The organism is Lysinibacillus sp. FSL R5-0849, from assembly GCF_038595075.1.
Lineage (GTDB): Bacteria > Bacillota > Bacilli > Bacillales_A > Planococcaceae > Lysinibacillus > Lysinibacillus fusiformis.
Genome location: NZ_CP152004.1, coordinates 1,154,173 through 1,172,714, shown reverse-complemented (window position 1 = coordinate 1,172,714; position 18,542 = coordinate 1,154,173). Strand labels below are relative to the sequence as shown.

Here is an 18,542-nt window from a genome sequence, read left to right as displayed (position 1 = left end):
GTCTAATAGGAGCGACTATTATTAGTTAAACCTCTTTTGCTGCATACACACCTTCAATCAAAAGTGGCACCATCTCATCAGTAGGCTCCATATTCAATAAATGACAGCATAGTGGTGCAATTTGTAATTGTGAAACGACACCCTCATTTATCCCTGCCTTGATAGAATCGGCTATCACAAACAGTGGAACATAACGATCCTCATCCGTTGTTCCTCCATGATTGCCATCACTCGTCATGCCATGATCCGCTGTTACAATAACCTCATACCCTTGCGCCATACATTTTGGGATGAATAATGATAATAAGGCATCCATCGCTAAAACACGATTGCGATATTGTGCGGAATCCGCAGTGAATTTATGACCATCATCATCAACATTCATCGGATGAATATAAAGGAAATCAGGCTGCTTTTCATCCATTAGCCACGCTGCATCTGCAAATACATGACTATCCGGATAATGATCCTCAAAATAGAACAATCCATTGTCAATTGGTAAGGATGTATCCAATTGAATTCTGTCAGCCATATGGTTAAATGGTGCTCTGTTATAAAGTTCGCTTACCCAATAATAGGCTGAGGCTGCAGTAGTCAATCCGTGTTCCTTCGCAACATGAAAGACACTTTTTTGAGTCGATAAACGGACGGTCATATTGCTTGTGACACCATGAACGATGGGGGGTGTCCCTGTTAAAATAGTTTCATACAATGGTCGGGATAACGCTGGAACCTCCGAACAAATTTTATAGCGCGCTGCTACCTTTCGCTCTACTAAATGGTGTAAAAATCCCATATGGCTACAAGCAGTATCAAAGCGTAGTGCATCAACGACAATAAGAACTAGTTTCTTATTTTGCATGGATTAACACCTGCTCCTGAAATAATTGTGGAATTTGCTTCGTTGTTTCTTCCCATTGCTTTTGATCGTTTACTGGCTGAGCATTGTTATACATATCAGCTGGTAATAATAAATCTTTAACATCCTGTGGTAGGTCTACTTTGTCTCGAATTGGTCTTGCATAGCCTTTTGCTAAATTTTCTTGACCTGCATCAGATAAAATATATTCACGTGCTAGCATGGCCGCATGTGGGTTTTTCGCATACTTGTTAATGATCGTTGCATAGCCTGAAGTAACAGATCCCTCATTTGGTATCACTACCTCAAAACGGTCCTCATCAATTTGGTGACGATAGCCTAAGGCATTGAAATCCCATAAGATCGCGACATCAATTTCTCCTTTTTCTAAGTTTGCGACCGATGGATCACCCTGTAATCTACCTTGCTTCGCTAACTCAGCAAAAAAATCAATCCCAGGTTGAATATTGGATTCATCCCCACCAAATGCCATAGCAGCTGCTAAAATAGCAAACTGTGCTTGGTTAGCTGTTAATGCATCCCCAATGCTGACTGTATAATCGCCATTTTTTAAATCCTCCCACGATTTAGGGGCATCTTTTACATTATTTTTATCTGTTAAAAATGAAATAGTTCCAGTATAGCCTACGATCCAATGGCCTTCATCGTCTTTAGCCCAATCTGGTATCTCATCCCAGTAAGAAGTTTTGTATGGTAACGTTAGACCCTTGTCCTTGGCAATTGGACCAAAAGCAATCCCTACATCACCGATATCTGCTGTAGCATCATCTTTCTCCGCTTCAAACTTCGCTAGCTCTTCAGCACTCGACATATCTGTATCTTTGTGTTTAATGCTATATTCAGTTCCTAGCTCCTCCCAAGTTTCCACCCAGTTCGCCCATGTATCAGGCATACCAACAGAATTGACAGTTCCCTCTTCCTTTGCTTTTGTCGTAATTTCTTCAAGCGTTACATCTTCATTTACCTCGTTTGCACCTGATGAACTGTCTGAACAAGCTGCCAACATGGAAATAGCTAATGCACCAATTAAGCCTTTTTTCCACAACTTTTGAATTGCCATGTGTTGGACCCTCCATTTGTTTTTGTTTATTTTTATTTGCTTACACCTGTAATGGTATAAAACAAACATTAAGCAAGTATGGAGGTCGTTAAAATATTTAGTAAAAATTATTGAGAAATTATAAATATCTATGAATGAATAGAATGATCTATAGAGAATTAAAAATTAATTGAAGAACATAGGGGGTGTTGTATGTGTACGTGTGATTGACCAGACGTACACATACTTAGATTATTTGGAGAGACCTAAAAAATCAGCATATGTATGCGGCTCATTTTCCTTTAAAATTGTTAAAAATGTAAACGCTAGTTGAACAACAGACCACCATCTCATATTGTAAGACATTTCAAAACGAGCGGGTTCTAAAGTAAAGACATCCTGAAATATAGTCATCGGCTCTATATGCTCATCCTTTAAAATGGACAGAAAGCCCAGAAATAACGAGTGGTCCTTGACTTCTATCAGTTTGCCCTCAACGAGTGCATCAATATTTTCTGGTTGTTCGAAATTGCAGTGTGTCGCCACATAACGCTCTAAATCCTGCGCACGCTGCCTTTCTTCACGTTCTTTTTTCTTTGCAATAAAATCAATGACGTTATTCACGTGCATCGCCTCTTTTTTTCTTTTATTGTAGCATTTTCGGGGAGATTTTTACCTCTACTAGCCCCTTGTATTTGTTTTAGTTTCACAACTTGAATATGAATTCACATATTTTTGTATCATTACTGCTGTTTTCTAACTCTACATGCAATACATTCATACAACAAAAAAAGCATTTGGACTATTACCAGTCCAAATGCTTTGACTCTATCATTTTACATAAATTCTTTTACTAGCTCATTGAAATCATTTTCACTCATTTTAATATCGATATCTGTTAATGGTAACTCGGAGTAGCCAGGTACTTTCTCTTGATAAGATGCTGTTTCTGTATCATGATAAATAATTCCTGTTACTAAGCCCTCATTTTCCATCACTGTACGCATCGCCATACCACGATCTGAGTGATCATAACCTTCAACATCCGCTAATTTTGTTAAATTCTCTTTAAACCAATCGTATGTGTTCACTTTGTTATATGTGACACAAGGTGAAAAGACATTAATGAATGAGAAGCCTTTATGGTTGATCCCTGCTTCAATTAAAGCCGTCAATTCTTTAATATCTGTTGAGAAGCCTTGTGCCACAAATGTAGCACCACTTGTTAATGCAACTTCTAAAGGTTTTAACGATGGCTCAATTGCTCCACCTGGTGTGGATTTAGTGATGAATCCAGCAGCAGAACGTGGAGATGTTTGGCCCTTTGTTAAGCCGTAAATTTGGTTATCCATGACAATATACGTAATATCAATATTTCGACGGATTGCATGAATCGTATGCCCCATACCGATCGCAAATCCATCGCCGTCGCCACCAGAAGCAATAACATGTAAATCACGATTGGCCATTTTTAATCCTTGTGCAATGGGAAGTGCACGACCATGAATACCATGGAATCCATAAGAATTGATATAACCTGAAATACGACCTGAACAACCGATTCCAGAAATTACTGCAAGTTCATTTGGTTCAATTCCAACATTGGCAGCAGCACGTTGAATAGCTGCCTGTACAGAGAAGTCTCCACAACCTGGGCACCAGTTTGGCTTTACTGCATTACGAAAATCTTTAAATGTTGCCATTAGCGAGTCAACTCCTTCACACGATTTTCTAATTCACCTGGCAAGAATGGTGTACCATTATATTTAGTGATTGTCGCGATTTTATCGTGACCACCTATGTTCATTTTCATAATATTAGCTAATTGACCTGTATAGTTATTTTCTACAACGATCACTTTTTTCGCCTGTGCTACAAGAGGTGCCATTTCCGCAGATGGGAATGGGTGAACTAAACGAATATGTGCATGATTCACTTTCATACCTTGAGCATTTAGTCGTTCTTGCACTTCTTCGATAGCTCCTCTTGTTGAGTTAAAGCCTACTAATAAAATCTCGGCTTCCTCATGTGGTGCATTTACAAATACAGGGTTATCAAATTTCAAACTTTCTAATTTACGGAAACGTTTATCCATTTGTGCTTGACGATTACCTGTTGCTTCAGATGGCTTTCCTGTTTCATCATGCTCAACACCAGTAACGTGGTGAATACCATGTAATGTACCAGGTAATACTCGAGGTGAAACCCCATCTTCAGTATCTTCATAACGTTTGAAGTAGGCTTTATCAGTGGCTTCTTCAAGATCATCAATCACAATTTTACCGCGACGAATTTCAATCTTACTGTAATCAAATGGTTCTACAGATTGTTTCCCTAGCGATAATTGTAAATCTGTCATTAAGATAACTGGTAATTGCAATTCCTCTGCAATATTAAATGCTTGGATTGTATCAAAGAATGCTTCCTCCATTGTAGAAGGTGCAATAACTACTTTAGGGATTTCTCCATGTGTTCCGTAAAGCATTGCCATTAAGTCCGATTGTTCTTGCTTTGTTGGTAGCCCAGTTGAAGGACCTCCACGTTGTGTATCAACGACAACTAATGGCTGCTCTGTCATACCTGAAAGACCAATTGCTTCCATCATCAGTGAAAGACCAGGTCCAGCTGATGCTGTAAAGGAACGAACACCACCAAAGTTAGCGCCAATCGCCATTGTTGCTGCGGCAATCTCATCCTCTGTTTGAATAACTGTCCCACCAAATTTCGGTAACTTTTTAATTAAGTATTCCATAATTTCTGAAGCAGGCGTAATTGGGTAGGCTGCCATAAAGCGTGTCCCAGCAGCTAATGCACCAAGCGCCACTGCATCGTTACCAATCATAAACATACGACGCTTGCCATCTGCAGGAGAAATTTCCCATGCACCTACACGATCACCTAACAGCTCATTCATGATTTGACGACCACGAGTAATGGCTTCCATATTTTTTTGAACGACCTCTTCGCCCTTTTTCCCAAAAATATCATCGACAACATTTTGGAACACGGCATCTTCTAGATTTAGCAATGACGCTGTTGCTCCGATTGCTACCATGTTTTTCATCAAAGACGTCCCAAGCTCTGCTGCTATTTCCGTAAACGGTACAACAAATAATGGTGCCTTTGAATCTTCTGGTTTAACAGGATCAAATTTGGCATCCGCTAAAATAATACCATTTTCTGTAAGTTCTTTATAATTGACATCGATTGTTTCCTGATCGAACGCCACTAAAATATCTAAATCATCCGCAATTGCACGTACTTCTGTTGGACGAACTGTAATTTTATTATTCGTATGGCCACCTTTAATTCGAGAAGAGAAGTGACGATAACCGTATAGGAAATACCCTAAACGATTCATTGCCATTGAGAAGATTTCACCTGTACTCTCAATCCCTTCACCCTGTTGCCCACCGACTTTCCATGAAAGCTGATGTAACATGTCAACAACTCCTTAAATCCAATGTGTACTATTATTTTTCCTTCATAAGTTTAACACGAAGAAACCTTCTGCACTATTGTTTCTCAACGATTTAGGCGAAAATCAGACCTTTGACTGAAAATCCTGTTCATAAAGTTGTAATTTTCAAATCCAAGCAAAATAACGCGCCTATTTCAAGTGACATCTATCATATGTAAACAGGAAAACGAAAAAATGCCCGTCACTTTATTATGTGACTAGGCATTTTACTTATTACACTTTTTTATCGATTACGTTTTTCCACTAGCAGCTTCAAGGCTGTACGTTCTTCACCAGCAATTAAAATATCGGCAAACGCCGGTGCGCAAATTAAATCTGTGCCACTTGGCGCTACAAATCCGCGTGCGATGGCCACTGCTTTCACGGCTTGGTTAAGTGCACCTGCCCCAACTGCTTGCATTTCTGCTTGCCCTTTTTCTCTGATTACCGCGACTAATGCACCTGCAACTGAATTTGGATTAGAGCGTGATGATACTTTTAATGAATCCACAATTATTCCTCCCCGTTTCGCGAATAGTGTTTACGCTCAACAACTCATGTCCCCCTTTTTGGACCTCAAGTTATTGTCCGTAGCACATTTTATGCTCCGCAGAACGGAAATAGACTAGTTTCACAAAGAATCCTGTTTCCTCGGTAAAAGCGCTGTAAATCAACATTCTTCGACTTTTTTATCCTTGGAATGGATAATCCTCATTTATATAAATGCGTTCACAGGTTTTAGCCTTCCCTGTTTGATTATCAATCTCTACAAAGAAACCACTCAATACTTCTCGGCCTTTTTTCGGTACTTCAAAACGAGATGGCATATTTGTTTGGAATTTATAAATAACACTTTCCTTCGTCATCCCTAAAATCTCATCATATGGACCTGTCATACCTACATCCGTAATATAAGCTGTTCCATTAGGATAAATGCGTGCATCTGCTGTTTGCACATGTGTATGCGTCCCAACAACTGCAGAAGCCTTTCCATCTAAGTGCCAGCCAAGAGCGATCTTTTCACTAGTTGCCTCCGCATGGAAATCTACAAATACAAGCGGTGATGTTTGACGAGCTTCTTCAATCAATTTTTCTGCCATCGCAAATGGGTCCTCATGAGGTGGTAAAAATACACGACCATGTAAATTAATGACAGATAATGTCACGCCATTTTTAGAAATTTGCACCATGCCTTTACCTGGTGCTTCTTCTGAAAAATTTGCTGGACGTATTAAATAATCAGCATCATCAATAAAATCAAATATATCTTTATTATCCCATGTATGATTACCCATCGTAATAACGTCTACACCCATTTGTAGCAGGTCATTATAAATATTATGTGTAATTCCGCGTCCTGCCGCAGCATTTTCACCGTTGGCAATGACAACATCCACATTATATTTCTTTTTTAAGCGAGGTAAATATTTCTCTACTGCATCCCGACCAATTGAACCAACAATATCGCCAATAAATAAAACTTTCATTTTTTCAACCACTCTTTCTTTCCATTACGTCTCTAAAAAACAGACTTTACGTACCTTGAATAACATCATTAATTGTAACGCTAGGTGGAGGATTAAGCAAAATAAAATAAATATCTGGGCATTATATCACTTTGCTCTTTTCACCTTCATGTAAATTAATGTTGAGGATAAAGTAAGCCAATTCATTTTTATGAGCTTTAAAAAAATAAATTGTTGTAGTTTACGGTTCATTAGCTTCACCTTCAATACTTCTGGATACGCTTGTAAAAAGGATTGAAGGGCATTTTTAATGGCCTGTGGTTTAGCTGGGCATTGATGAAGAATAACAAGGAGCCCTTCAAATTGGTAATTTAAAAAGCTATTTTTTACTTTCTCATAAACCTCTCCACTCTGTAATTCCTCAGAAAGCTTTTTATACAACAAATCATAATTATTTCTTACATTGCTCATAGCTCTACTTGTGAGGGAATTTTGATTGCCTACATTATAGTAATAAAGCTGTTTTGGGACATAGCAGATGGATTGATTCTTTATAACAGCTCTCGTTAGAAACACTGTGTCTTCTGCAAAATTCATCGTTTCATCAAATTTTAGTTTATGCAAATCTATAAAGGATTTTTTATATAGTTTACAGCTGGCAAAACCAAAATGCTTTTCGCCTATTTCTGTAAATAATTTATTTAAACAAGCGGTTGCGCTATAAGTAAAGTATGTCTTTGAGGGATAATATAGCTGCCTACTTCCTATTTCCTCCTGCCAAAATAAATCGCATTTAACAATATTGCTACCTGTCAGTCTACAGGCGAGAAATAGTTCTTCCAGCATAGTTAGCTCTAGCCAATCATCCGCATCAACAAAAGTAATATATTGTCCCTTGGCTTGTTCCATCCCTAAATTTCTTGCCTTACTCACACCACCATTGTCAGTATCTAAAACAGTTATTCGAGCATCCACCTGTGCGAAATTTTGTAAAACCGTCAATGATTGATCTTCGCTACCATCATTAATCGTAATAATTTCAATGTCCTTTAAACTTTGATGACAAATACTCGTAAGACATTTGTTCAAATAATTCTCGGCATTATAAACAGGGACAATCACACTTACTAAGACCAAAATTTTGCCCCTCCTTTACGTAATAACTCTATCCACTTTCTTCTGTGCTCTTTTGTCATGCCAATAAAGAAAAGGCTCCCACCAGCCAGAACAGTATAATAACAAATATAAAGGATGATAGAGACCCAAGTAATGGGAGGTTTCGTTAAATCCCATAAAAGCTGACTACAGCAAATAGCCATTATAAATGCTAAAACGAGCCTGCTAATTGTTCGCCAAAAACCCAAAATATCTAAACCAATTTTTTTATAGTAATAAATATTCATGATTACTACATTTCCAATAAATAAAGAACATGCTGTAATAATTGCTGTGCCCATTTTTCCATAAAAATAGATAGCCGGTATGGATACAATGATATTGACGACCGCCACTATCATTAACAAAATGGTTCTAAATTTAAAAAGATTCTTCGCCTTCAACACATTAATACCTAAATTTTGTATGAGATCAATACTGAATGGCACCATAATAATAAGAACAATTGCATAGATGGCCATAAAATCCTTGCCTAACCACAGTAATAAAAATTCTTTTCCAAACAGAAAAAAACCGCCTAGTATATAGCCAACTACTAAAAACTGAATGGCGCCCACTTTAATGAATAATTGGTTAATTTCTAATAAGCCATCTTCTTTTGTGACAAGCATAGAAATACGAGGTAGAAATAAACCGCTTATGGCTAACGCAAGTGACATAAATATGAGCACTATTTGCATAGCTACCGCATAAACTGCCACATCCTCAGTCCCTTTGAATATGCCTAATAGTACTTGATCCGTTTGCCAATAGATTTTATCGACAATGACTGTAATGAAAATGAAAAAAGAATAGATAAAAATTTCCTTTATAAGCTTTATGTTTTTTAAAGTAAATGTAAATCGGATGGATAAGACTTTCATACAATAAACGGCATCCAACACTAAAAAGAGAATATTATAAATAGCAATAATATAGATTAATGTTACCGCATCGGTTCCCTGTAACAGAAAAAACAACATTGTCAAAGGCTGTACAATCACCTGTAGTAATGTTGTTAATTTAATAAAAATAAATTTTTCATATGCTTGTAAGATGGAAGTAAAAACACCTAGTGGAAATTGCACCGCTACACTAATCGTCATGATATAGCCCATTACTTTGGCTTTGGCTAATTGGTCTCCAGATAAGCTTTGTCCAAAAATAATATGTACTTGTGAAAATAGGAAAAAGCCTATCAATAATGTAAGAAAGCCAATACCCATAAATAATTTCAAAAAAAATCCATTTAATGATGCTTCTAATGCCTTATCTGCTATTGCTCTATTTCTAGCAATATAGCGTACAATCGCATTGCCCAACCCTAAATCTAAAATAGAAAGATAGCCAACAAGGACAATCATTAAGGAATATAATCCAAATTCTTCCTGTCCAAGAAGCGAAATCATAAAAGGGGTAAAAAGAAGGGAAGAAATCATCGTGCAACCGATTGTCAGATACGAAAGAATGGCTCCCATCTTAATTTCTTTCATGAGCACACCTTTCTGTTAGTAAGGATTGTCTTTCCTATCAATAATAGCTGGATATAGAGATTGATATTGCGCCACAACATGCTTAATTTCAAAATTTGCTAAAACATGTGCACGACCAAGACTAGCTTTTTGTTCATATTGCTTTGAATCGTAATTTAATGCCCTATTGATGGCCTGCGATAAAGCTATTGCATCTTTGGGTGGTACAACCTCCCCGTAACCCCCAACTAAATATTCACAATCCCCCACATTTGTAGTCACACAGCAAGTGCCACTGGCAAGTGCCTCTACCAACACATTCGGTAGCCCCTCCCCTGAGGAGGATAAAATGAATAGATCTGCTGCTGCCATTAATTGTGGAATATCGTCTCTACTACCTAATAGGAAAGTGAATGGCTCTAATTGCGCGTTCTCAATCATTTGCCGCAATACCTCATTGGAGCCATCTATTTCATAGCCTACTAAAAATATATAAAAATCTTGTCGTTTCTGCCTTAATCGCTTCAAACTTGCCAGCAAATTTTCATAATCCTTTAAAGGGTCCCATCTACCAACATGCAATAAAATAGGTTGGTTCAGGATGTTGAATCGTTCCATATAATATTCGCGCTTTTTACTAGGCTTATAAAAATCAGTATTTACACCATTCACAATAATTCGGTGTTGCTTATTTTTGTACCCAATCGCTTCATGGATTTCTTTCACCTTTGGACCACAAGAAATAATAGCATCTACATGTTTAGACAATTTAGCACAAAGCTTTGCAATAAAAATTGTCCTTCGTTTATTGTCATACTTATTTAAATTACTATGATGGATACCCCAAATTAATTTCTTTTTCAGTAATTTTGAAAGAATGTATCCAAGAAAATTAGCATGATACATCCAAGTTTGAATAATATCACTCTCTCGACATCGTTTATAACATTGAATAAAGGCACTACCCATACTCCTTCGCATATCACATATAGTGACGTTGATGTTTAATTGCTGTTCGATAAACTCACCATAAGTTCCCATCTCTGTTAGACAAATAACCTCTATCTCATATAAGTCCCTATCGACGTTTTGTAAGAGACGATACAGCATCGCTTCTGCTCCACCAAGACCTATCGTAGTGATGATATGAGTAATTTTAATTTTCTTTTGGATAGTCTCATCCTTTGAATTAATTTGCTAGCTAAGTGTAAAGAGCACATAATCTAGTTGCTATTTCTTGTGCATCAAGACCTTTATTTTTAAGACTCTTTCTAATAATTTGCGGATCTATCTTTTCATTATTTTCCGAAATAGCTTGCAGCCAATGATCGACCTCTCCCTGTAGATCTAAATATTGTAGTAATCCAACATTCAGATCGACCTCTTTTGGCAGTGTGGAAGAAACGATGGCTGGTGTACCACAAATTTGAGCTTCTAATAATACAATGCCAAAGCCCTCAAAATGAGAAGGTAAAATAAACTTATCCATGAGCTGAAGGAGCTTAATAATATCCGCACGTGGGCCTAAAAATCGAACACAATCCTCTACGTTTCGTTGCTTGACGAGATGACGAACTTCCTGCTCTAAAGGGCCATCCCCTATCAAAAGTAATTTGAATGGAATTCCTTTTTGCTTTAATGTAGCAGCAAGCTCAATTAAAAACGGATGATTTTTCACAGGTACAAAACGACCAATATGCCCTATGACTAAATCTCCATCTTGAATCCCTAGACCTACTGCTAAACTCTTTTTCTCCGCTGACGATAAACGCTCTATCTTCTGCATATCGATTGGATTAGCGACAACCTCATAGGATTTTTTATCAAAGCAAAACTCACCCGCTTTTTGACTACACGCTACCAGTCTTGTTGCATTTCCAACACTCAGTCTTTTCAGCAAGGCTAACAGAGCTTTATTGTTCCATTCTTCAGCAACATTCGTATGGCTATGTAATACACGGCATGATACACCAGCCAAACGAGCTGCTAGCATGGTAAAAACTGCACGGTAGCCTGTATGATCATGAACGGCATCATATTGATATTGTTTGATGATCCGGTAAATGTTCCGCATATATGAAAGTGGGCCTTGCTCCGTAATATACGTTTCGTAAAATATTTTCGAACCTTGCTGTAAGAGAATATCATGGTAAGTACCTTTATTAAATGACACAAAATCAAAATGATACAACGATTTATTAACATTCAACCAAGTATCTACGATCATGGTCGTTATACCACCAAAATCAGTGGTGGGGATAATATGCAAAATCTTTTTCACTGTCATTCTCCATTTTATTCCTTTCCATAATACTGCTCGTACGTACTGCCCTTCATTTTATAATTATTCAAGATGACACCTAATATATTGGCCTTGGAAATGGTTAAGATGGATTTTGACTTTACGACAGCTGCTTTTCCTACAGTCCCCGTATTAACAACTAAAAGAGTACCATCACATTTATTCGATAAAATTTGTGCATCCGATAAAAAAAGCAGTGGTGGGGCATCAATCATCACAATATCGTATTGTTCTTTCACTTCGTGCAGCAAGAAGGTCATTGTTTCAGAGGCTAATAATTCTGTTGGATTAGGAGGAATAGCACCACTCGAAATAATATCCACACCTTCTACAAAGGTTTCTTGAATCACCTCTTGTAAGGTTGCTTGGCGTGATAACACAGATGATAAGCCAAATATATTATCAAGATAAAATGTATGATGAAGTGTAGGCTTACGCATATCAGCATCAATAATGAGGACACGTTTCCCTTCCTGTGAAAATACAACTCCGATATTCGCGGCATTTGTCGATTTTCCTTCACCAGCGATAGAGGAGGTTACTAGAATAGTTTTGACATCTTGATTGGGTTGTGAAAATTTAATATTCGCGCGAATGGTACGATATTGCTCTGAGGGAATAGACATTATATCAGAAACGGTAATCAGCTTGCGAGCCATTGGGATTCGTTTTGTTTTTCTTTTGAACAGCATTAGGAGGACCCCCTAGCTCTTGATTTTTTACTATGGAGTAATTCTATATTACTGACTACCCCAATTACTGGTAATGATAATATTTCCTCGATATCCTGCTCTGTTTTAATAGTCCTATCAAGCGTTTCTAAAAAATAGGCGAGTACGAGTGCTAAACTGAAACCACTAATAGCTGCTATTAGGAGGTTCAGCAATTTATTTGGTTTCACCGGTACTGGATGTTCACTGGATTGGGCAATAAAGAGAATATTAATATTGTCCACATGCATTAAAACAGGAATTTCCTCTTTAAAAATCTCTGCAATCGTATTGGCTATCTTCACAGCCCTTGCTTCATTCTCATCCTGTACTCGAATATTAACTACTTGGGAATTATTGGCGCTTGAAACCTCAATTTGCTTCATTAAAGTTTCTGGAGATGTATCTAGTGCCAGGACATCGATGACCTTTGTTAAAATAACAGGACTTTTAATAATGACATTGTACGTATTTATTAAACGAAGGTCCGTATCCACATTCTGTGCCCCTATTAGTTGCTGATTCTCGTAGCTTTTTTGATTGACCAATAATTGAGTTTCTGCCTCATAAATAGGCGTTTGAAGAAAATAGCTAATGAACACGGCAATGCCGATCGACAGCATCATCAGTATTAGGATGAGGAACCAGCGCTTTTGCAATACTTTTACTAGACTTTGGATTGTCATTTCTTCATTCACAAAATGGATCCCTCCTAATATAGGCAGATAACGGCAATGCTAATTAAGTATATTAAACAAGCCTAGCGCTTATTCGGTCAATATTGTCTTTTTGCCCGTATCTCTCAAGCTACCACTGACAACAAACGCAAGAATATGGAGCACGTTAAAATAAAGAATTTCAAATGTGGAAACCCCTAGCATCGCAACTATAATTAACGCCATTAAAACGGCAAGCTGGTCATTCATGTGACGATAGCCTTTGGCAATGGCTAGCAAAAAGCAGCAATAGCTAACCAATGCCAGTAAACCTGCCTCCTGTAAAATATTAATCAATGTATTATGAGCATGAGATACTCCTATAGACCATAATGATTCCACACCATGTCCCCAAAATTGAACATGCTCAAAAACATATTGCCAAATTTCAAGACGACCATCTGTTATGTTCGTAGATTTTTTTTCCATTTTCAATACAATACTTTGTATGGCATCTTGCATCCTATCCATTTTCATAAAGGCTATGAATACAACTAAAACGGTGGCCGCAAAAAGAGCACTAAACTTTAGGAGTGGCACAAAGGTTTTATTCAAGTTTTTAATACTGGAAACAATCACTACAATCGTCACTAGTGCAGCGGTTAACAATGAAGTACGAGCATTTGAAAGTAGTATAATATATAAGCAAATTAAATAAATGGTCGCATAAAAAACAAATAATAAAATTAATTTTGGCTGTTGTCGCTCATGTAAAATTTTCATGGTTAGCTGATATAGCCTTATAAGTACGGCAACCATTAATCCAATCATAGAAAACCCCATTGTATTGGGATTTTCAAATACACCTGCAAAGCCCCCAAACATATAGCGTGCTTGTAGGAAACATAAACAAATAAATGGGACGTAGGCTAGTAAAACACTATTCACAACAATCTGCATAACATGCTCTTTCACAAGATCATTAAAGAAAATAGAAACGGCTAAAAACATGCAAAATAATTGAAGACTATTCTTTAATAAATTCATATCTTGGTTTACCCCAGCTGCAATGACACAAAAAAACGTATACATACTAAAAAAAACACTAGCTTGTACATTTTGAATACTAATTTTTTTATGCTGAAGTATAGAGATTATAATAATGAAAAGGCTAATAATTAAAGATACTTTATGGTAAATGCCATCGACGGGCTGCATAAGGCTCATAAAAATAAGTGCGCTAAACACTAATGTGATGAATAGTTTCATATTATACTCACACTCATTTCTACATAGGAGATTAAAATATAAGCCATCGCTTCTTCACGACAAGATCCTCTAGTTCAAATCGCATGATAGGCTTGTTAGCTAAAACATTTGCATTATTCATGAGGAGCCGCTCAACCATCTCTATTTCATTCTTTTTCTCTAGATATTGGAGTGCCTCTTGGTAGCAGAATTTTCTTGTACTTACATTATGGGTGTCAGAGCCTATCGTATGAATGTAATTTGCTCTTACTAAAGCTAATGATAAACGCTGTACCTCCTTACCAAACAAACCTGTTAAACTACCTGTCGTTATTTGTGTAAACGCACCTTCTTGGATAAGGACATCGAGTCTTTTTGGATTTTCTCTAATGGCAAGATTTCGTTCAGGGTGTGCCAAAATTGGTGTATATCCAGCACATTTTAAATGTCTAATCATCTCTTTCGTATAGGCAGGAATCGTATTTGAAGGAAGTTCTAATAGAATATAGTTAGTGTGGGCTAATGTATGGAGTTGCTTCTGCTGAAGATGTGCCAAAAGCTCATCATTTAAACGAACTTCGTGTCCTGTGTGGAGGGTGATTGGAATTTGGTTTTGTAGCAGTAGCTGTTGTAAATCATGTACTAGCGCTTGAACCTTGCTATATTGGACATGATATTGTGGATGCATAGCATGTGAGGTACAGACAATATCTGTTATCCCCTCACGTGCAGCTTGCTCCAACATGTTTAAGGATTCTGTTTTGTCTTTTGGCCCATCATCCACATCAAATAATATATGGGCATGAAGATCTATCATTTTGATCACAACTTTCCTCTTTAATCCATCTGCAGAAAATCTAGCCTTTTTCTTTTTTATGATGGATGCTCCTCAAACATGACTCTGGCTAAATTAAAAAAGAGGCTCTCTAGATATGAATCTAGAGAAACCTCTAACTTTCAATATTATTTCGCGTACTCAACGGCACGAGTTTCGCGAATGACTGTTACTTTTATATGACCTGGATAATCTAATTCTTCCTCAATACGTTTGCGAATATCACGAGCAAGACGATGAGAAGCTAAATCATCAATTTTTTCAGGTTGTACGATTATTCGGATTTCACGTCCAGCTTGAATTGCATAAGATTTCTCTACGCCATCATAGCTTTCTGAAATTTCCTCTAATTTTTCAAGTCTGCGGATATAGTTTTCAAGTGTTTCACTTCGTGCACCTGGACGAGCTGCTGACAAAGCGTCAGCTGCCGCGACTAATACCGCGATCACAGACGTTGCTTCTGTATCACCATGATGCGAAGCAATACTATTAATAACGACTGGATGTTCTTTGTATTTTGTTGCTAATTCCACGCCAATCTCAACATGGCTACCTTCTACTTCATGGTCAATGGCTTTACCAATATCATGTAATAGGCCTGCGCGACGAGCTAACGCCACATCTTCACCTAATTCAGCTGCCAGTAAACCTGCCAAATGCGCGACTTCAATTGAATGTTTTAGGACGTTTTGTCCATAGCTTGTACGATATTTCATGCGGCCTAAAATTTTCATTAAATCTGGATGTAAGTTATGAATGCCAATTTCAAATGTAGTTTGCTCACCAGTTTCGCGGATTTGTTCGTCCACTTCACGGCGAGATTTTTCCACCATTTCTTCAATACGTGCTGGGTGAATGCGGCCATCCTGTACAAGTTTTTCAAGTGCAAGTCGAGCCGTTTCACGACGGATTGGATCAAAGCCTGATAAAATAACCGCTTCTGGAGTATCATCAATAATTAAATCAATGCCTGTTAACGTTTCCAATGTACGAATATTACGGCCCTCACGACCAATGATTCGACCTTTCATTTCATCATTTGGCAAGTTTACAACAGATACGGTTGTTTCAGCTACATGATCTGCTGCAAATCGTTGTAGTGCCAATGATAAGATTTCACGCGCCTTTTTATCTGAGTCTTCTTTTGCACGTGTTTCAGCTTCCTTTGTCATCACAGCTATATCAGTTGCTAGCTCTTTTTCTACTTCATTTAAGATAATTGATTTTGCTTCTTCTCTAGTTAAAGCAGAAATACGTTCTAGCTCTGTTTTTTGTGATGCAACGAGCTCGTCCACTTTGCTCTCCATCTGTTCAATATGCTGTTGTCTTTCAGCTAGAGCTTGTTCTTTACGCTCTAAGCTTGCTTCTCTCTTATTTAGAGCATCATCCTTGCGATCAAGATTCTCTTCTCTTTGCAATAAACGGTTCTCTTGTTTTTGAAGTTCTAAACGACGTTCACGAATGTCATTTTCGGCTTCAGTACGAAATTTGTGAGTTTCATCTTTGGCTTCAAGTAGTGCTTCTTTCTTTAATGCCTCCGCTTCTCGTTTTCCTTCTTCAACGATTGTTTCAGCGACATGTTTAGCACCAGTGATTTTTGAGTCATTCACTTTTTTCATGTAGATATAGCTAACAGCGGCACCAACGATGAGTCCAAGCAAAGCGGAGATGATAGTAATTCCATCCATATGAACACCTCCTCTTGCTATTTGGGTATTACAGTTTCAGTCGGCGCATACATCTATGTCGCCTTGGCAAATTGCGCAATAATTTGTTAGTCTTCATACAAAACTTGTTTAATTGGCCAAAGGTATTATCTGCATTCAGTAGGCGTTTTGACATCCTTCGAAAAGGACATGTAACTATAAAACTTTTGCTAAATGAAGATAAAATGTACTGCCTATTTAAAGTCATAATTCAGAAATTATACATATTTAATTGTATAGCTAGCCATCAGCTCTGTCAAGGATAGTCGGGCACCTGTTCGCCCTTTGAGAAGAAAAAAAGTAAGTCCTATCCATTCAGTGAATTTTTTCCCTGTTACTTTTATACTAGGAAAAAATTCTCCTTTTACACCTTTTACATTAACCCAGTACATAAGAAATAATTTCTGAGGCATATAGCTTCTATCTTATTATGTGTAAAAATTTTAGATTATAGACAAAAAAAGCATTGTTCCCGTAATAAATTGGGAACAATGCAATCGTTTGATTATTCTTCATCAAGAAGTGACATTAATTCTTCATCCATCTCGTCTTCTTCATGTGCAGCAATTGTATAAGAATTAGCAGCAATACCATAAGAAGATCGAATTTTGTTTGAGATTTCTTCCAAAACAGCAGTGTTTTCTTTTAAATATTGTTTTGCATTTTCTCGTCCTTGACCTAGACGCTCATCGCCATATGCATACCAAGATCCACTTTTTTGCACGATGTCTAATTCTACACCTAAATCAACTGTTTCGCCTTCTTTAGAAATTCCTTCTCCATACATAATATCAACTTCAGCTGTACGGAAAGGCGGCGCTACTTTATTTTTCACAATTTTAATTTTCGTACGGTTACCAACAATATCATTACCTTGCTTAATAGCTTCTGCACGGCGAACTTCTAAACGTACAGAACTGTAGAATTTAAGGGCACGACCACCTGGTGTTGTTTCCGGATTTCCGAACATTACCCCGATTTTTTCACGAATTTGGTTAATGAAAATAGCAATCGTTTTTGATTTGTTAATAGAACCTGAAAGTTTACGTAATGCCTGTGACATTAAGCGGGCTTGTAAGCCGACATGAGAATCACCCATATCCCCTTCAATTTCAGCTTTTGGCACTAAAGCAGCAACGGAGTCAATAACAATGATATCAATTGCACCACTACGAACTAGTGCTTCTGCGATTTCAAGTGCTTGTTCCCCTGTATCTGGCTGTGATAATAATAACTCATCAATGTTGACACCCAATTTTTGAGCATAGATTGGGTCCAATGCATGTTCTGCATCGATAAATGCTGCTTGTCCACCTCTTGCTTGTACTTCAGCAATAGCATGTAAAGCAACTGTTGTTTTACCTGATGATTCAGGACCATATACTTCAATAATACGTCCACGTGGATAGCCACCTACGCCTAATGCCGCGTCAAGTGCTAATGATCCACTTGAGGATGTCGCAATTTCTAAGTCGGTTTTTTCACCGAGTTTCATGATTGAACCTTTACCAAAATTCTTTTCAATTTGTTTTAAAGCCTGTTCTAAGGCTGCTTTACGATCACTCATTCATTTTCCTCCTTCGAAAACTGTTCACTGTTTTTGTCTATCTCTA

The 18,542-nt window shown here is 37.5% G+C and carries 17 protein-coding genes; all 17 read right to left on the bottom strand.

The window, feature by feature from the left end:
- Positions 1 to 25: 25 nt before the first annotated feature.
- On the bottom strand, positions 26 to 862 hold the full coding sequence (locus MKY80_RS05475; RefSeq protein WP_342532324.1) for an alkaline phosphatase family protein: 837 nt from the start codon (positions 860 to 862) through the stop codon (positions 26 to 28).
- Positions 852 to 1,940 carry an extracellular solute-binding protein gene (locus MKY80_RS05470; protein WP_342532323.1) on the bottom strand — a complete coding sequence of 363 codons (1,089 nt, stop codon included), beginning with the start codon at positions 1,938 to 1,940 and terminating at the stop codon, positions 852 to 854. Before MKY80_RS05470 ends, MKY80_RS05475 begins: the two co-directional genes overlap by 11 nt.
- Positions 1,941 to 2,171: 231 nt before the next feature.
- Positions 2,172 to 2,549 (bottom strand): 2-oxoglutarate ferredoxin oxidoreductase subunit beta, encoded by a 378-nt coding sequence (locus MKY80_RS05465; RefSeq protein ID WP_342532322.1) that lies wholly within the window; start codon positions 2,547 to 2,549, stop codon positions 2,172 to 2,174.
- 206 nt (positions 2,550 to 2,755) lie between these two features.
- Positions 2,756 to 3,622 carry a 2-oxoacid:ferredoxin oxidoreductase subunit beta gene (locus MKY80_RS05460; RefSeq protein ID WP_008178901.1) on the bottom strand — a complete coding sequence of 289 codons (867 nt, stop codon included), beginning with the start codon at positions 3,620 to 3,622 and terminating at the stop codon, positions 2,756 to 2,758.
- Positions 3,622 to 5,361 carry a 2-oxoacid:acceptor oxidoreductase subunit alpha gene (locus tag MKY80_RS05455; protein ID WP_008178902.1) on the bottom strand — a complete coding sequence of 580 codons (1,740 nt, stop codon included), beginning with the start codon at positions 5,359 to 5,361 and terminating at the stop codon, positions 3,622 to 3,624. The genes MKY80_RS05460 and MKY80_RS05455 overlap by 1 nt, the downstream gene beginning before the upstream one ends.
- 262 nt (positions 5,362 to 5,623) lie before the next feature.
- Positions 5,624 to 5,890 carry a stage V sporulation protein S gene (locus tag MKY80_RS05450; protein WP_008178903.1) on the bottom strand — a complete coding sequence of 89 codons (267 nt, stop codon included), beginning with the start codon at positions 5,888 to 5,890 and terminating at the stop codon, positions 5,624 to 5,626.
- 178 nt (positions 5,891 to 6,068) lie between these two features.
- Positions 6,069 to 6,866: a TIGR00282 family metallophosphoesterase gene (locus MKY80_RS05445; protein WP_008178904.1), complete on the bottom strand. Its 798-nt coding sequence runs from the start codon at positions 6,864 to 6,866 to the stop codon at positions 6,069 to 6,071.
- A gap of 126 nt (positions 6,867 to 6,992) precedes the next feature.
- The gene (locus MKY80_RS05440; protein WP_008178905.1) at positions 6,993 to 7,982 is read right to left on the bottom strand and encodes a glycosyltransferase; all 990 of its coding nucleotides are present in this window, start codon (positions 7,980 to 7,982) and stop codon (positions 6,993 to 6,995) included.
- Positions 7,973 to 9,493: an oligosaccharide flippase family protein gene (locus tag MKY80_RS05435; protein ID WP_089985373.1), complete on the bottom strand. Its 1,521-nt coding sequence runs from the start codon at positions 9,491 to 9,493 to the stop codon at positions 7,973 to 7,975. Before MKY80_RS05435 ends, MKY80_RS05440 begins: the two co-directional genes overlap by 10 nt.
- Before the next feature lie 15 nt (positions 9,494 to 9,508).
- A complete protein-coding gene (locus tag MKY80_RS05430; RefSeq protein WP_255250333.1) occupies positions 9,509 to 10,606 on the bottom strand; it encodes a glycosyltransferase in 1,098 nt (365 codons plus the stop codon).
- Positions 10,607 to 10,673: 67 nt separating this feature from the next.
- Positions 10,674 to 11,759: a glycosyltransferase gene (locus MKY80_RS05425; protein WP_008178908.1), complete on the bottom strand. Its 1,086-nt coding sequence runs from the start codon at positions 11,757 to 11,759 to the stop codon at positions 10,674 to 10,676.
- Positions 11,760 to 11,767: 8 nt separating this feature from the next.
- Entirely contained in the window at positions 11,768 to 12,466 is a 699-nt protein-coding gene (locus tag MKY80_RS05420; protein WP_008178910.1) for a CpsD/CapB family tyrosine-protein kinase, read from the bottom strand.
- The gene (locus tag MKY80_RS05415) at positions 12,466 to 13,182 is read right to left on the bottom strand and encodes a Wzz/FepE/Etk N-terminal domain-containing protein (protein WP_008178912.1); all 717 of its coding nucleotides are present in this window, start codon (positions 13,180 to 13,182) and stop codon (positions 12,466 to 12,468) included. Before MKY80_RS05415 ends, MKY80_RS05420 begins: the two co-directional genes overlap by 1 nt.
- Before the next feature lie 69 nt (positions 13,183 to 13,251).
- Positions 13,252 to 14,409 (bottom strand): O-antigen ligase family protein, encoded by a 1,158-nt coding sequence (locus MKY80_RS05410; protein WP_342532321.1) that lies wholly within the window; start codon positions 14,407 to 14,409, stop codon positions 13,252 to 13,254.
- A gap of 31 nt (positions 14,410 to 14,440) precedes the next feature.
- The gene (locus MKY80_RS05405) at positions 14,441 to 15,205 is read right to left on the bottom strand and encodes a CpsB/CapC family capsule biosynthesis tyrosine phosphatase (RefSeq protein WP_090001338.1); all 765 of its coding nucleotides are present in this window, start codon (positions 15,203 to 15,205) and stop codon (positions 14,441 to 14,443) included.
- A 146-nt stretch (positions 15,206 to 15,351) separates the two neighbouring features.
- On the bottom strand, positions 15,352 to 16,911 hold the full coding sequence (rny, locus tag MKY80_RS05400) for a ribonuclease Y (RefSeq protein ID WP_008178918.1): 1,560 nt from the start codon (positions 16,909 to 16,911) through the stop codon (positions 15,352 to 15,354).
- 523 nt (positions 16,912 to 17,434) lie between these two features.
- Positions 17,435 to 18,496, bottom strand: a complete 1,062-nt coding sequence (recA, locus tag MKY80_RS05395; RefSeq protein WP_008178923.1) for a recombinase RecA — start codon at positions 18,494 to 18,496, stop codon at positions 17,435 to 17,437.
- Positions 18,497 to 18,542: the final 46 nt, after the last annotated feature.

Bases quoted from the DNA above. Each gene is read 5' to 3' on its own strand.
- MKY80_RS05475 (WP_342532324.1), bottom strand. From the start codon at position 862: ATGCAAAATAAGAAACTAGTTCTTATTGTCGTTGATGCACTACGCTTT.
- MKY80_RS05470 (WP_342532323.1), bottom strand. From the start codon at position 1,940: ATGGCAATTCAAAAGTTGTGGAAAAAAGGCTTAATTGGTGCATTAGCT.
- MKY80_RS05465 (WP_342532322.1), bottom strand. From the start codon at position 2,549: ATGCACGTGAATAACGTCATTGATTTTATTGCAAAGAAAAAAGAACGT.
- MKY80_RS05460 (WP_008178901.1), bottom strand. From the start codon at position 3,622: ATGGCAACATTTAAAGATTTTCGTAATGCAGTAAAGCCAAACTGGTGC.
- MKY80_RS05455 (WP_008178902.1), bottom strand. From the start codon at position 5,361: ATGTTACATCAGCTTTCATGGAAAGTCGGTGGGCAACAGGGTGAAGGG.
- MKY80_RS05445 (WP_008178904.1), bottom strand. From the start codon at position 6,866: ATGAAAGTTTTATTTATTGGCGATATTGTTGGTTCAATTGGTCGGGAT.
- MKY80_RS05435 (WP_089985373.1), bottom strand. From the start codon at position 9,493: ATGAAAGAAATTAAGATGGGAGCCATTCTTTCGTATCTGACAATCGGT.
- MKY80_RS05425 (WP_008178908.1), bottom strand. From the start codon at position 11,759: ATGACAGTGAAAAAGATTTTGCATATTATCCCCACCACTGATTTTGGT.
- MKY80_RS05420 (WP_008178910.1), bottom strand. From the start codon at position 12,466: ATGCTGTTCAAAAGAAAAACAAAACGAATCCCAATGGCTCGCAAGCTG.
- MKY80_RS05410 (WP_342532321.1), bottom strand. From the start codon at position 14,409: ATGAAACTATTCATCACATTAGTGTTTAGCGCACTTATTTTTATGAGC.
- MKY80_RS05405 (WP_090001338.1), bottom strand. From the start codon at position 15,205: ATGATAGATCTTCATGCCCATATATTATTTGATGTGGATGATGGGCCA.
- rny (WP_008178918.1), bottom strand. From the start codon at position 16,911: ATGGATGGAATTACTATCATCTCCGCTTTGCTTGGACTCATCGTTGGT.
- recA (WP_008178923.1), bottom strand. From the start codon at position 18,496: ATGAGTGATCGTAAAGCAGCCTTAGAACAGGCTTTAAAACAAATTGAA.